Genomic DNA, 13170 nt, shown 5'->3' on the forward strand with positions numbered 1-13170 from the left:
GTCGTCCAAACGTCTAGCTACCTGCTACTACAATATGCCCATCTTTCGGCGACACACCCTTGAGCAAGGACGCATAGGTGTCGCTCATGTCGGCAAAGGCGTGCGTCTGGATATCAATCCAGTTCTTGGCAGCGCCGTAAAACGCAGACGAGCCTTCAACGATGCGCGCATCGTGTCCTGCCAGGCCGTCGCGCTCGCGATGCTCGACCATATGCGTCGGCACAAAGAAGAAGTCCGGCGTCGGGCCGGGCAGTTCCGCGGCGTCGTCGCGCGGTGCGTCCCAGTGCGTTGCGCCAACGCCGGTGCTGTTTTTGAGAGCATCGCCCAGATGGGTATGAATGCGCGTCAGGACATCCCGATTGCCGGACATGTCCACATACACACTCGCTTCGTTCTGGCTGAGCTTCTCCACCTCGTCATAGGCAAGAACCGTGTCATAGATGCCAAGACCCTCCACAAAGGCCTTGTTGGAAGAAGACGTGAGACCAACAACCTTGATGCCCGGCCGTTTGCTGGCGAGATAGGCAAGCCCGTAACCTGTCTTGCTCGAGGCACTGCCGATGATCAGCGTGGAGGCACCAAAGAAGTCATTGGCTGCAAAGTGATCGTCCATATGCATTGAAGTGACAAACAGGATGCGCAGGATGCACTGCAGATCATCCGTCTTGCCGTCAAAGCCATTGGCCGGTGTCACCGCCAGATATTCCTGATAGATCGCCGGCAGCTGTGCCCGATGCGCCGCTCCATCGCTGAACCCGCGCGCCGATACATCCACAGGCGTCATCAGCACCTCGTTGGACATGGGCACATAGCCAAAGAACTTGTCGCCAACTTTGACGTCCGCATGAGCACTCTTGGTAACCCGCGCGATGCCCCAGGCGGGAATGCGGCCAAGGCCCTCGTCAGCGGGAAAAAAGCTCCAATAGCCCAGCATATCCCCGGCCATGCCGTAGGATATGTTGTTGGCTGTCAGGGCAAAACGTTCGATCTCGAGCACGACCTCACCTGCTGCTGGTTCAAGCGGTGTGGCGGAAGCAAGTTTTGCGTCGCGCAAATCAGCGCGGCTGACGACGAAGTTCTGGCTCATTGGGTTTCCTTGCGAATGGGGGGTGCAGGGTTACGGGGTATCTGAGATCACACGATGTCTCGAATGGTCCACAACAGGCTATCGCCGTCGCGGGTGACATCAACTTCTTTGCGAATGCGATAGGAGCTGAGCGCGCCGCGCCACAGCTCAATCCATGGCGCTAGCAAAGCATCGCGCGCCGTGTCATCAAGACCGCGAACAATGCGCAGCCCACTCTGTCGGAGCGTGGCCGCGGACCGCGGCGACATTGTCTCTGTCACGCAGGTATCGCCCATGCCGGTGAACATGGTTGAGAGAAACTGCGCAGCATCGGCCGCGTCGCCATCGCGTCCGCCCACCATGCCGGCCAGGTGCTGATAGGTCTGCAGGCCGATAAGTCTGGCCGCGCGTGTGGCCAGTGCACCTGCTTCCTCTGCGCCAATCACCGACACCAATGCCTGCATGCCGTTGCGAATATACTCCATGGCATAGTTGCGGTTGGCCTTTGCAAGGCGTTCTTCTGACCATTGAGAGTCCGGCGGGACTGGCTGATCCTCGGCCTTGTACGGCGGTGGCGTTTCGTCCGGCGCGAACTGAAGCCGCTCATCTTCTGTCAGGTCGTGATCGAACTCACGGAAATATCCGCACAGCCCGAATTGACCGGTCATGTCTTCAGACACGCACACAAATCCAAGACGCGGATTTCCAAGCGATACGCCGTTTTGTGCATACCAGCCGCGCAGGAAGCCACGGCTTGCTTGCACGGGAATGCCGCAGATGGTCGCACCATCATACATCCAGCGCGGATAGCGGAAGCGCACCCAGGCCTTGGTATCACTCTCAGCCATATACTCCACACTGACCCCACCCATGGCGTTGGACAGCACGTGGTATTTCGCGCTGGCGACGGCGGGGGGGAGGTCGGACAGACCCAGCTTCTCAAAGCTGGAGAGAAACTTTTCCTCATGCTGTCGGCGAAACAGACGGAACATCCAGTCGCCAACAATGTCCGGCCCCTTGGTGGAGGCGACCATGAGCTGCAGCCCCAGAAAATACTGGTGGTGCATCACGGCCTGAGCCTCGATGGCGTTGTTTGGATCAGCCATGCGCTTCCTCGTGTGGCGAACGCCGCCGGCTATTGCTCATTAATGGCTTTGTCGAAGGCCGGTCGTGCGGCAATGCGGGCCACATAGGCTTTGAGGTTGGGCATGTCGTCGGTAATGCAGCCCATGCGGTTGGCCATGAAGATGGAGTGGCCCAGCATGATGTCAGCGCCGGAGAAATCTCCAATCAGATAGTCACGGCCCTCAAGGGCGTCTTCTATCGGCCCCATGGCTTTTGTCAACAGACGCTGCGCCTGCCCCAGCACGGTCGCATCCCGGCGGTCTTCCGGCAGCAGCAGCGTGTGCACAACGATGGTGTTGATCGGGGGCATCACCATGCCTTCGCAATAGTGGAACCACTGGAGATATTCCGGGTACATCGCATCCGCGACGGCAGGCTTCAGGCCGCCATTCTTGTGGCGCTCCAGGATGTACTCAACGATGGCGCCGGATTCGTAGATCGAGACGTCACCATCATCGAGAACCGGGATGCGGCCAAGTGGGTGGCGGGCGCGGTGCTCATCCGACTTCAGATCCTTGGGATGAAACGCCATCTTGTTGAGCTCGTAAGGCAGCTCGAGTTCTTCCAGTAGCCACATGATGCGGCCGGCGCGTGAGTTTGGCGCGAAATGCAGTTTTAGCATGGATGATCTCCCCGTGATCGGTCTGGTATCGGCACATGTCTGTTTGTTTTTCTAACCCGTGTTTTATCAGCTAGAGTGTTTTGGAAAACAAAAAATGACATAGCGACTGCCATTTTTTGGTCGCGCAGGTATCGGGATGAAACAATGGAACCTTACAAGCCCCTCGACCGCTCAATTGCCGGACGCACAGCCATTATCACCGGCGCGGCCAGCGGCATGGGTCGCGCGACAGCCCATCTGTTCGCCCGCGAAGGAGCCAACGTCGCCGTCACGGATCTCGAGCAGGGGGCGTGCGACGCCGTCGTGGCTGAGATTGAAGCTGCAGGCTTCAAGACCGCCAAGGCCTGGGTGCTGGATGTGGGGGACCCCGAGGCCATCAAGCAAGTGGCGGCTGCAACCGCTGAAACCTTCGGCGGCATCGACATCGTGGTGAACAATGCAGGCCTCGCGCGCCCGGTACCTCTGGGCGAAGACGGATATGAAGACAGCTGGGACCTGAGCCTGAACGTGATGCTGACGTCGCATCAACGCATGGTGCAGGCAGCGCTGCCGCATCTGCGCAAGTCCGACGCAGCGCGCATCGTCAATGTGGCCTCGACCGAAGGTCTGGGGGCAACGTCGATGAACTCAGCCTATGTCGCCGCCAAGACCGGCGTCATTGGCCTGACCCGCGCCATGGCGGTGGAATTCGGCAAGGAAGGCATCACGGCCAATTGCATTTGCCCCGGTCCGATCATCACCGGCATTACGGCGGGCATCTCGGACGAGCACAAAGAGATTTTCTCCAAGCGCCGCACGGCCTTGCGCCGCTACGGCATTCCCGAAGAAGTCGCCAACATCACTTTGTCTGTCGTGCTGCCAGCCGCAAGCTACCTGACGGGCGTTGTCATCCCGGTCGACGGTGGTCTGACCATCCGAAACGCTTAGCCGAACTGGTCCGCATTCTTCAGCATGTGGGCGGCGCCGTGGGGCAGGTTGAGGACGGAGTTCTCACCAAACAGTCGTTGCTTCTGGTCACCGAACAATTCCCGATTGGCGGCCAGCGGGGCGGACTGTTCCGCAATCTGTTGCGCCAGTTCAGGAATGACTTCCATGGAGGCAACATGCTGGACAACACCGGCCGCCAATGCGTCCGGGCCGCCCCAGCGGCGTGAAAACTGCACGGTTTCATAAAACGCGCTACCCGAAAGCTTGTGGCGGAACAGCGCCAGCTCGGCGGAGGGGATGCGGAAACCGATGGCCATTTCATTGGCGCACAGGAAACCGCGATCCTCGCGCATGATGCGGATGTCGTGGCACAGAGCCACCATGAAGCCAGCGCCAAAGGCATGACCATTGATGGCGCAGATCGTGGGAACCGGCAGCGTGATGAAGCGGCCCATGAGGGCCATGAACTCTGCCCCGAACGCGTCCGCGTCGCCGCCTTCCGGATGGGCTGAGGGGTCCTGGCGCCACTCAAGATCAAGCCCGTTGGAAAAGAACTTTGTGTCGGTCGACCGCGTCACAAGTGCGGCCGGGCCGGAGGACGCCTCCACCTCGTCGAGTGCCTTGTCGATGTCACGCACAAAAGTGGTGTTCCAGCGGTTTTCGCCCGCATCCATGGTGAGGGTGAAAACGTCATTCTCGCGGGTAAGGGAAATCATGGGCTAGGGCTCCATCAAAAGGCTGATGGGTCAGTTCTAAAGCAACACGGACCTGCCGCCCACTTGCAATTGCTGCAACAGGTGCCGCGCTGCTGCCGCGAAGCAGAAGCGTCAGACGCCGCGCGGCAACAATCCGCCGTCGGTGCCCCTCAGCTCGGCAAACACCGTCTGTATTTCCCCGCGCAGCCATGTATGCGCCGGGTCGTCATCATTGTCCTCGTGCCAGACGAGGTACCAGTGATGTACAGGGCGCTCGAGCGGCAGGCTGAATATCTTGAGACCCATCCGATCCACAAATGACTCCGCCATCCGCCGCGGCAGGGCGCCGGCAAGGTCGGTCGTAGCGACGATATAGGGGATGGACCACAGGCGCGACATGATGGCGATGAAGCGGCGCTTCACATTGCGGGCCTGCAATTCGTGCTCAAGATGTGTCATGGCACGTATCTGCGGTGCGATGGTGACCAGCCCCACCTTCTCCATATCATCGAGCGTGAACGTATCGCGATCGCCATAGACCGGATGGTCGGCACGCACGACAATGCAGGCCTCATCGTCAATCAGATAGGCCGTCTTGAGTTTTTCCCCGTGCTGGGCAAACACCGAGAAGCCCATGTCGACAGTCTTGTTGAGCAACTCCTGGTCAAAGTCGATGCCCCACAGGGGTTTCACGTCGTAGGTGATGCTGGGGCTTTGATCCATCGTCTGCTGCAGCAGCTTGTTGAGGATCAGGGGCTCCACGGCATCCGGCGCGATCATCGAAAAACAGCGGCTGCTTTTTGACGGATCAAACGGCTCCACAGCCGCGATGCCCTTGTCGATGGACTGCAGCGCCTCGTGAACGATCGGGGCCAGCCGGTCGGCTTCCGCCGTCGGTACGAAGGTGTTGCCGACCCGCTCGAAAAGCGGGTCATTGAGATGCTCGCGCAGACGCTTGAGCGCGTTGCTGACCGCGGGCTGGGTCAGCCCCAGCTTCTTGGCGGCGGGTGTGATGCCACCGGCGCTATACACCGCGTCAAACACCTGCAGCAGATTGAGATCCAGCTTCATCGTTGCCCCCCCCAAGTCATTCATTTTCTGAATGACTCATATCGCAATTTTGAATTTCCCACCATCCAGCACAGCCGCTTATGTACCTCTTAACAAGAGGTTGAGGCACATTTGGCGAATTTGTGTCGGTCAAAGCGTTGAGAGTGGCTTGGGGGTATCACCGTGATGAATGCGCGTCATTCGTCTGGGAAATGGGTTGGCAGAGTTTGCGGGGTGGCAGCACGGGGATTTGCGGCCGCTCTGCCAGCCCTTTTGCTGGTGATCGTCGCCGTGGGCGCAACCACGTTGCCCGCAACGACCACCCATGCGCAAACAATAAACTGCACCGGTGGGCCAGCCACGGTTGTCCATCCGTCCTCAGTACAGGTGTTCGTGGATGTGTCTGCTGGCACATGCGCCATCAACGGGCCAGCAGTGCTTAATCCGGCTGACCTGGGCGATGTAACCGTCGAGATTCAACAGGATTTCGGTGTCGGCCGGGTTGCTGGCACCCGACACTTTGCTGGCGGCGCCGGCTTCTTTAGCCGCTTCCAGAAATGCGATTTCGGTGATGGCGACGGCGACAAAGGCATCGGCAGTTGTTCCTCAAACAACCCGCCGCTCAACACCAACCTGACCGGTACATTCGAGTGGGACTCCACGAGCATAGGCGCCCCATTCGTTACCGACCGCCGTTTGACAATGAACTACTCCGTCGCGGCGAACGGCGGCACCATTACGTCTGCCCAAGTCACAATCCTGACGCCTGAAATCAACGTGACCGGCAACGGCCAGTCAATCGTTAGCGGCGATGCCACGCCGGATGCCGCGGATCACACGTCGTTTGGTGCTACAGCCATTGCCGGAGGAACGGTCTCGCGCACATTCACCGTTGAAAACAGTGGTGATGGCGACCTCGAACTGGGCTTTTTCTCCGTCTCCCTTGCAGGCGCGCATGCGGGTGACTTCAGCGTAACAGCGCAACCCCCCACTGGTATATCGCCGGGGTCACCCCGCACATTCACCGTCACCTTTGACCCCAGTGCTGTCGGCAACCGTCAGGCGACCGTGAGCATCGCCAACAATGATGCGGACGAAGCGCCCTATACGTTTGCCATTGAGGGCACAGGCCAAGTGCTGACGCCTGAAATCGCTGTGCGCGGAAACGGCGTTGAGATCGCGTCTGGTGATGCAACACCTGCCGCCGTGGACGCAACTGATTTTGGCAGTACCGACATTGCCACAGGTGCGCAGGCCACCGTGTTCACCATCGCCAACACCGGCACCGGCCTGCTCACCCTTGGCGCAAATGCCGTCTCGCTCGCAGGCGCCAATGCCGCAGACTTTACCGTCACAGCGCAACCTGCGGTCAACGTGGCGGCAGCAGGGTCAACGGCCTTCACTCTGACCTTTGATCCCGCCGCTGCGGGCGCGCGCGTTGCGACAGTGACCATCAACAATGATGATGCGGATGAATCGCCTTATACCTTCGCCATACAGGGGACCGGGCAGGTCGGCGGGACCATCACGCTGGTCCAGACAGTGACCGGCCCGGACGTGACGACGGAGTTTTCCTCATCGACCGCCGCCCTGAACACGACCCTCACGTCTGTGGGCGGGGTGGCAACGCTCACCATCACTGCCGTTCCCGTCGGCACGCACTCGGTCACCGCAGCCAATCTTGCGGCGCTGGGCTATGGCATCACTGCGATCAGTTGCAACGACAGCGATTCTTCCGCCGATGTGCCCAGCGCATCCGCCACCATCGTGCTGGCCGGGGGCGAGACCGTGGTCTGTACATTCGTCCTTGTGGAGAGCCGCGCCGCAACCTCGCGCATGATCGCGGACTTCCTGGGCGCGCGCGGCACATTCCTGCTGTCCAACCAGCCTGGCTCCAGTCGTCGAACGGGACGCTTCAGCAACAATGCGGGCGGCAGCGGCACGACCGGGTCCTTGTCCGCATTCGGCCTTTCGGGACCCATACCCGTGCCCTTGCAGGCGGCGTTTTCCGGCGAGACGCTGAACTTCGCGTCTTCCCATGGCTGGGGCGCGGCTGTGACGCGCACCTTACCGGGCGCAGAAAAGCGGCTTGGTGCGAACGACGATGCGCCGGATGGCAAACGGCCAGTGCTCGATCTCGACAAACGTACAGTCTGGATCGAGGGCACAATCGCAGGCTTTGATGACCGCCAGTCCGAAGGCACCTTCGGTGTCGTTTATGCGGGCGCGGACCAGCTGGTGACACCAGAAATTCTGCTGGGTGCACTGGTACAATATGACTGGTTCCGCCAGGAGCAGGATACAGGCGGAGGCAAGGTGACCGGCCGCGGCTGGATGGCAGGGCCGTATGCCACATTCCGTCTGGATGAAAGCCTGTTCGCCGATATCCGGTTCGCCTGGGGCAAGTCACGCAATGACATCACGCCCCTTGGTACCTATACCGACACGTTCGACACCACCCGCTGGCTCGGCAGCGGTGCTTTCATTGGCGACTTCGCCTATGAGGACTGGTCCATCCAGCCGACCATCTCGCTGGCCTATCTGCGCGAAACCCAGAAACGCTATACGGACAGTCTGGGCATCGACATTCCCGGTCAGAGCGTGTCGCAGGGCGAGGTGACGGCTGGCCCGCGCATTGGGTATTCCTATCTGTTTGAGGCGGGCGACCGGCTGGACCCGTTTGTAAGCCTTGAAGGCGCCTATGTGTTTGGGGACGACGGGCTTTACTCCGATGGCTCCCTTGCCAAAGAAGTGAGTGGGTTGCGTGCGCGGCTTGGCTACGGGCTGGACTGGCGCAATGAGGCGGGGCAATCACTGTCAGTGTCCGGCTCATATGATGGCATCGGCACCGACGCAAAAATCCTCGGCGTTTCACTGAAATTTAGTGTCCCGCTCAACTGAGCAGGCGCAGCATCCGGGTAAGGGTTTCGCCGACCCGCGCCCCTTGCTAGGTTTTGCGCCACCTGTGGCAACAAACCGGACAAATAAAAATGAAAAATGTGCTCCTTGGCGTGGTCGCCGTGCTTATCGTGCTGGTGGCTGTGGTTCTCATCCGAACCTTTATGTACACCCCGCCCGCCCTGGAGCAACGCGAGCTTGTCACCCACAGCCCGGACCCGGATGTGCTGGCGCAACGCCTCTCCCAGGCCATGCAGTTCAGGACTATCTCACGGCAGGACCCGCAGCCCGGCGACCGTCAGGCATTTGATGCGTTTATCGCCTGGTTTGAACAGACCTACCCGGCCGTCCATGCGGCAATGGACCGGACGCTCATTGCAGAGCAGACCATCTTGATGAAATGGGAAGGTAAGGACACCGGCGTCAAACCGGTGTTGCTCACAGCGCACTATGATGTGGTGCCCGTTATTCCCGGTACGGAGGATTTGTGGAAGCAGGACCCGTTCGCCGGCGTTATTGAAGACGGCTATGTATGGGGACGCGGCGCACTGGACAACAAGGGTGCCATCATCGCCATGATGGAAGCCGCAACCTTGTTGCTGGAGCGCGGCTTTCAGCCCGAACGCACTGTCTATTTCAGCTTCGGCCACGACGAAGAAATCGGTGGCGGCACGGGGGCGGCCGGCGTGGTTGACTATCTGCAGGCAGAAGGTGTGCGGCTTGCATGGTCTGTGGATGAAGGCTCCTTCGTGCTGGATGGCATCATCCCCGGGCTTGATCAGAAGGTTGCCATGATCAACGTGGCGGAGAAGGGCTATGTCACCCTTGACCTCGTCGCTACGGCGCAAGGTGGCCACTCCTCCATGCCGCCGCAGGACTCAGCGGTGACCCTTCTGGCTGATGCGATCGTCAAGCTGAAGAACGCGCCGGTGCCCGGTGGCCTGGAAGGCATCAGCGGTGAAGCCTACGGCACGCTGGCGCGCCACATGCCGTTTACCCAGCGTATGGCTTTTGCCAATCAGTGGCTCTTTGGCGGCATGATTGAAGACATGCTGACGGGTCTGCCTGCGGGCAACGCCATGTTGCGGACGACGACAGCCCCCACCATGCTGTCCGCCAGCATCAAGGAGAACGTGCTGCCCATCAACGCAATCGCGACGGTGAACTTTCGCCTGCATCCGCGCGATACAGTCGAGTCGGTGGTGGCCCATGTAGAGCAGGCAGTGGGGCCAGACATTGAAGTGCGTACCCGACCGCGTGGCGGCAATGCATCGCCGGTCGCAAGCACGTCAGCAGAGGGGTTTGCTTCCCTTGCCAGCGCCTCGCGTGATGTTCTCGGCGACGTTATAATTGCCCCTGGCCTGACCGTCGCCGGTACGGACAGCAAGCACTACGCGAAGGTGGCCGACGATGCCTACCGCTTCAATCCCTTCATTGTCGGGTCGGAAGATATTGTTACCATTCATGGCACCAATGAACGCATCTCCATCGACAATCTGGTGCTGGGCACGGACTATTTCACCCAGTTGCTCATAACGACAAAAGCGCCCGGCGAGTAAGCCGGACGCTTTTGCGGTGAACATCGATTGCGGTGACGGCTATGCCGTCTCGCCGCGCTGGTAGCGATCCAGTTCGTCGGGATCAAACCCCTCATCGTTGTCGATGAGCGGGTCCCGCATGAAGTCATCCTCCGGCGCAACTGTTGTTGCGCGCACAATGAGCGCGCGGCACAGCCTGTCGATGAAGGTCTGATTGCGTGAACTGCGTGCCGCCATCCAGACCATCAAACGCGCACTGCGTTCCTTCTTGCGGATGTCCTTGTCGCTAACGCTCATTCTGCGGGCTCCATGACTGGCTGTGAGGCTTCAGCTGGTTTCGACGCAGGCGCCTCAGCCACAAGCGGGACTACCCGACATGGGATGCCTTTGATATGCGGGATGCCCTGTTCGCGGTCGAGGTAGTCCGCATCATCACGACACAGTTGAGAGTCGCCATAGTCCAGGGCCCCACTCAAGTGGCCTGTGCCCTGCTGCATTTCCGGTTTCCACCATCCATGGGGCACACGCACAAGGTCGTCCGGCATGGCATCCTTGATCGCCAACTTGGCCTTGATTTGCCCCAGCTGGTTTTCAACGGTCACCCATTCGCCTTCGGTGACGCCAGCCGCTTTGGCTGTCTTTTCATTGAGAAAGATTTCCGGCTCGGGATGGCGCGCGCGCATTTCCGGGATGTGCCGGTGGCCGGTCTGGAAGAATCCATCCTCGCGCACACCGGTGAACATCTTCAGCGGATAGTCTTTGTCATGCGGCGGATCCTCTCGGAAGTAGGGCAGGGGATCAAAGCCGAGGTCTTCCAGAATGGATGACTTCAGCTCCACCTTGCCACTTGGAGTCGCAAAGCCAGTCTTTTCATAGGTGCGGAAGGCGGGCTTCTTGAAGTGCACTTCCGTTTTTACAAGCTCATCCCATGTATTGCCGGTGCGTGCGACGCGGTAGTCGTAGAAATCTTCCAGCGTGTCCCAGGGCACAAGCTCGGGACGGTCGAGCGAACCAGCAATGCCTTTCCAGAACTCAAACGTGCTGCGGCATTCACCGGGAGGGTCCATGGCCTTTTCAGAGAAACGCACCGTGGACATCCAGCCGAACATGTCGTGCAGCCACGGGCGCTCGAGCCAGCTGTCCGCCGGCAACACATAGTCGGCCAGTTGAGCAGAAGGCGTCATGAACTGCTCGTGGGCGACGACGAGATCCTGGTTCATCATCGCTTTTTCAATCAGCGGCATGTTGGCGTAACTCAGCAAGGGGTTGTTCCCCAGGAAGAAGAACGCCTTCACCGGATAGTCGCCTTCGCCCGCCATTGCCTTGAACGTCTCGGACGGTGTGGCCATGTGGCAGCCCATCACGAGGTTGGCGTATTCCTGTCCATAGACGCGCTTGGTCGGTTCGCGGAACGGGAGCTGGCCGCGATACGTGAAGGCCGGGTGATCCCTGGACCCCAGCTGCTTCATCTTCTGTTCGTCCGAAAGCACGTGGTGCATTTCAATTTCGGATTCGTTGATGATGTCCGGGTTGAAGCCCTGCAGCAGTTCACCGCCGGGCACATCCACATTGCCGCAGATCGACCGCAGGATGGTCTGCAGACGGATGCCGGACGTGCTGTTGCGCTGCATGTCGGTGATCGGCGTCCAGGGAATGACCGCGGGGCCGCTAGTAGCATAAACCCGGGCCGCTTCCGCAATCATTTCAGGATCACAGCCCGTCAGCTTCGCAACGCGTTCCAGCGGAAATTCGTCGACGCGCTTCTTCAGGTCTTCAAAGCCGATGGTCCAGTTCTTGACGAACTCCTTGTCGTACAGCTCTTCGTCAATGATGACCTTGAGCCAGCCGAACATCATGGCCGCGTCACTGCCCACTTTGAGCGGCAGCCAGATGTCTGCGCGCTCCGCACTGGAGCTGCGGCGCGGATCCATAACGATGAGCTTCGCGCCTTTTGCCTGTGCGCCACGGATGGAGTTGTAGAGCGGCGTCCAGCTATGCCGGCGCGGGTTATGGCCCATCAGCACAATGCACTTGGTGTTGGCAAAGTCGCCAAACGGGAACCACCCATAGGTAAAGCGATTGATAGCGGCCGTGTTGCCCGCACACAGCGCCACGCCGCTGATCCAGTTGGGTGACCCCACATGGTTCATGATGCGGCGGCCAAGACCGTGGTCTGTCGATGTGTTCCACTGGCTGGTGGAGACGGCCCACGCTTCCGGTCCGTGATCGGCAATGACCTTCTTGAGGCGCGTCCCAATATCACTGAGCGCGTCTTCCCAACTCACCCGCTCGAACTTGCCCGAGCCACGCTCGCCGACGCGCTTCATGGGGTGGAGAACGCGGTTGGGGTGGGCCAGGCCCTTGGGCGCAATGATGCCCTTCATGCAGATGTTGTCGCGGAAGATGGGATTGTCAGACGACCGCACTTTGGTGACCCGGCCCTTCTGCACTTCACCAACCACCGTGCAGGCGATGTCACAGGCCGCGCAGATCAGCTTCTTGGTCGTGACACCCTCTTTGACGGGCCGTTCGGTGTATTTGGCGTTTGCAATGTCTTCCGGGTTGAAGGGCGCAGCTGCGGGCATGATGACGGTCCTGTCCGGTTGTCGGGATCCACTAGTCGAAGCATGTTAGTCCAATATCTGGACTAAGTCGAGTCACTGCGCTATAAGGAGCGTCAAAAATCAACAGGGCGGTGGGCGACCCGCGGCCAGGAGACCGAAAATGAGATGGGAAGACCTCCCCGAGCAGCAATGTTCCATGGCCCGCACATCCGTCGTTCTGGGAGACCGGTGGACCCTCGTCATTCTCAGTGACGTGTTTCTCGGTGTGCGTCGGTTTGACGACTTTCAAAAGCGCTTGGGCATTTCGCGCACCACGCTCGCCAACCGCCTGAAACTGCTTGAGGAGCACGGCGTGCTCACCCAGCGCCAGTATCAGGACAAGCCGCCGCGCTCTGAATATCGCCTCACTGAAAAGGGCCTTGGCCTCTATCCGGCCATCATTGCTCTGCTGGACTGGGGCGATGAGCATTATTCAGATGCCGCCGGCGCGCCCATTCTGCGTCGTCACAAGACCTGCGGTCATGACTTCCATGCTGTTATCCACTGCAGCGAGTGCGGCGAGGCGGTGCATCCGCGTGATGTGGAAGCGCGCAAGCGCAAGCCGGATGACCGCTTCCCCGAGGTAAGACGCGGTCCGATGACCTACAGGTCCTAAGCCACCCTGAAGTAACCACTGTTTTATCGC

General features: G+C 59.9%; 11 protein-coding genes. 4 read left to right on the top strand and 7 right to left on the bottom strand.

The annotated features are described in order from the left end of the window. Positions 1-13 precede the first annotated feature (13 nt). From BN1012_RS00720 to BN1012_RS00730, 3 genes are read right to left on the bottom strand one after another with little or no spacing between them, the layout of a single operon-like run. Complete coding sequence (locus BN1012_RS00720) at positions 14-1087, bottom strand: DUF2855 family protein (protein WP_043948111.1); 1074 nt, start codon at positions 1085-1087, stop codon at positions 14-16. Between the two features lie 47 nt (positions 1088-1134). Continuing rightward, on the bottom strand, positions 1135-2172 hold the full coding sequence (locus BN1012_RS00725; RefSeq protein WP_043948112.1) for a hypothetical protein: 1038 nt from the start codon (positions 2170-2172) through the stop codon (positions 1135-1137). 29 nt (positions 2173-2201) lie between these two features. Then, positions 2202-2813: a glutathione S-transferase family protein gene (locus tag BN1012_RS00730; protein ID WP_043948113.1), complete on the bottom strand. Its 612-nt coding sequence runs from the start codon at positions 2811-2813 to the stop codon at positions 2202-2204. A 144-nt stretch (positions 2814-2957) separates the two neighbouring features. Between BN1012_RS00730 and BN1012_RS00735 the strand changes: the two genes are divergently transcribed. Next, on the top strand, positions 2958-3740 hold the full coding sequence (locus BN1012_RS00735) for an SDR family NAD(P)-dependent oxidoreductase (RefSeq protein WP_043948114.1): 783 nt from the start codon (positions 2958-2960) through the stop codon (positions 3738-3740). Here BN1012_RS00735 and BN1012_RS00740 read toward each other — a convergent pair. Continuing rightward, positions 3737-4456 carry an enoyl-CoA hydratase/isomerase family protein gene (locus BN1012_RS00740; RefSeq protein WP_043948115.1) on the bottom strand — a complete coding sequence of 240 codons (720 nt, stop codon included), beginning with the start codon at positions 4454-4456 and terminating at the stop codon, positions 3737-3739. The two genes, BN1012_RS00735 and BN1012_RS00740, sit on opposite strands and share 4 nt — an antisense overlap. 111 nt (positions 4457-4567) lie before the next feature. Then, positions 4568-5506 carry a LysR family transcriptional regulator gene (locus tag BN1012_RS00745; protein WP_171815878.1) on the bottom strand — a complete coding sequence of 313 codons (939 nt, stop codon included), beginning with the start codon at positions 5504-5506 and terminating at the stop codon, positions 4568-4570. Positions 5507-5719: 213 nt separating this feature from the next. On the opposite strand from BN1012_RS00745, the gene BN1012_RS00750 reads away from it, so the two are divergent. Together BN1012_RS00750 and BN1012_RS00755 are read left to right on the top strand one after the other, a co-directional pair. Beyond that, on the top strand, positions 5720-8386 hold the full coding sequence (locus BN1012_RS00750) for a choice-of-anchor D domain-containing protein (protein WP_043948117.1): 2667 nt from the start codon (positions 5720-5722) through the stop codon (positions 8384-8386). Between the two features lie 89 nt (positions 8387-8475). Continuing rightward, positions 8476-9942, top strand: a complete 1467-nt coding sequence (locus BN1012_RS00755) for a M20 family peptidase (RefSeq protein WP_043948118.1) — start codon at positions 8476-8478, stop codon at positions 9940-9942. Between the two features lie 39 nt (positions 9943-9981). Here BN1012_RS00755 and BN1012_RS00760 read toward each other — a convergent pair whose 3' ends face one another. Together BN1012_RS00760 and BN1012_RS00765 are read right to left on the bottom strand one after the other, a co-directional pair. After that, on the bottom strand, positions 9982-10218 hold the full coding sequence (locus BN1012_RS00760; RefSeq protein WP_043948119.1) for a hypothetical protein: 237 nt from the start codon (positions 10216-10218) through the stop codon (positions 9982-9984). Continuing rightward, positions 10215-12506, bottom strand: a complete 2292-nt coding sequence (locus tag BN1012_RS00765) for a molybdopterin-containing oxidoreductase family protein (protein ID WP_081826135.1) — start codon at positions 12504-12506, stop codon at positions 10215-10217. Before BN1012_RS00765 ends, BN1012_RS00760 begins: the two co-directional genes overlap by 4 nt. 139 nt (positions 12507-12645) lie before the next feature. Between BN1012_RS00765 and BN1012_RS00770 the strand changes: the two genes are divergently transcribed. Next, positions 12646-13140: a winged helix-turn-helix transcriptional regulator gene (locus BN1012_RS00770; RefSeq protein WP_043948120.1), complete on the top strand. Its 495-nt coding sequence runs from the start codon at positions 12646-12648 to the stop codon at positions 13138-13140. Positions 13141-13170 lie beyond the last annotated feature (30 nt).

This window comes from Candidatus Phaeomarinobacter ectocarpi, assembly GCF_000689395.1.
Taxonomy (GTDB): domain Bacteria; phylum Pseudomonadota; class Alphaproteobacteria; order CGMCC-115125; family CGMCC-115125; genus Pyruvatibacter; species Pyruvatibacter ectocarpi.

Coding starts and splice junctions, on each gene's coding strand:
- BN1012_RS00720 (WP_043948111.1), bottom strand. CDS start 1,087: ATGAGCCAGAACTTCGTCGTCAGCCGCGCTGATTTGCGCGACGCAAAA.
- BN1012_RS00725 (WP_043948112.1), bottom strand. CDS start 2,172: ATGGCTGATCCAAACAACGCCATCGAGGCTCAGGCCGTGATGCACCAC.
- BN1012_RS00730 (WP_043948113.1), bottom strand. CDS start 2,813: ATGCTAAAACTGCATTTCGCGCCAAACTCACGCGCCGGCCGCATCATG.
- BN1012_RS00735 (WP_043948114.1), top strand. CDS start 2,958: ATGGAACCTTACAAGCCCCTCGACCGCTCAATTGCCGGACGCACAGCC.
- BN1012_RS00740 (WP_043948115.1), bottom strand. CDS start 4,456: ATGATTTCCCTTACCCGCGAGAATGACGTTTTCACCCTCACCATGGAT.
- BN1012_RS00745 (WP_171815878.1), bottom strand. CDS start 5,506: ATGAAGCTGGATCTCAATCTGCTGCAGGTGTTTGACGCGGTGTATAGC.
- BN1012_RS00755 (WP_043948118.1), top strand. CDS start 8,476: ATGAAAAATGTGCTCCTTGGCGTGGTCGCCGTGCTTATCGTGCTGGTG.
- BN1012_RS00760 (WP_043948119.1), bottom strand. CDS start 10,218: ATGAGCGTTAGCGACAAGGACATCCGCAAGAAGGAACGCAGTGCGCGT.
- BN1012_RS00765 (WP_081826135.1), bottom strand. CDS start 12,506: ATGCCCGCAGCTGCGCCCTTCAACCCGGAAGACATTGCAAACGCCAAA.
- BN1012_RS00770 (WP_043948120.1), top strand. CDS start 12,646: ATGAGATGGGAAGACCTCCCCGAGCAGCAATGTTCCATGGCCCGCACA.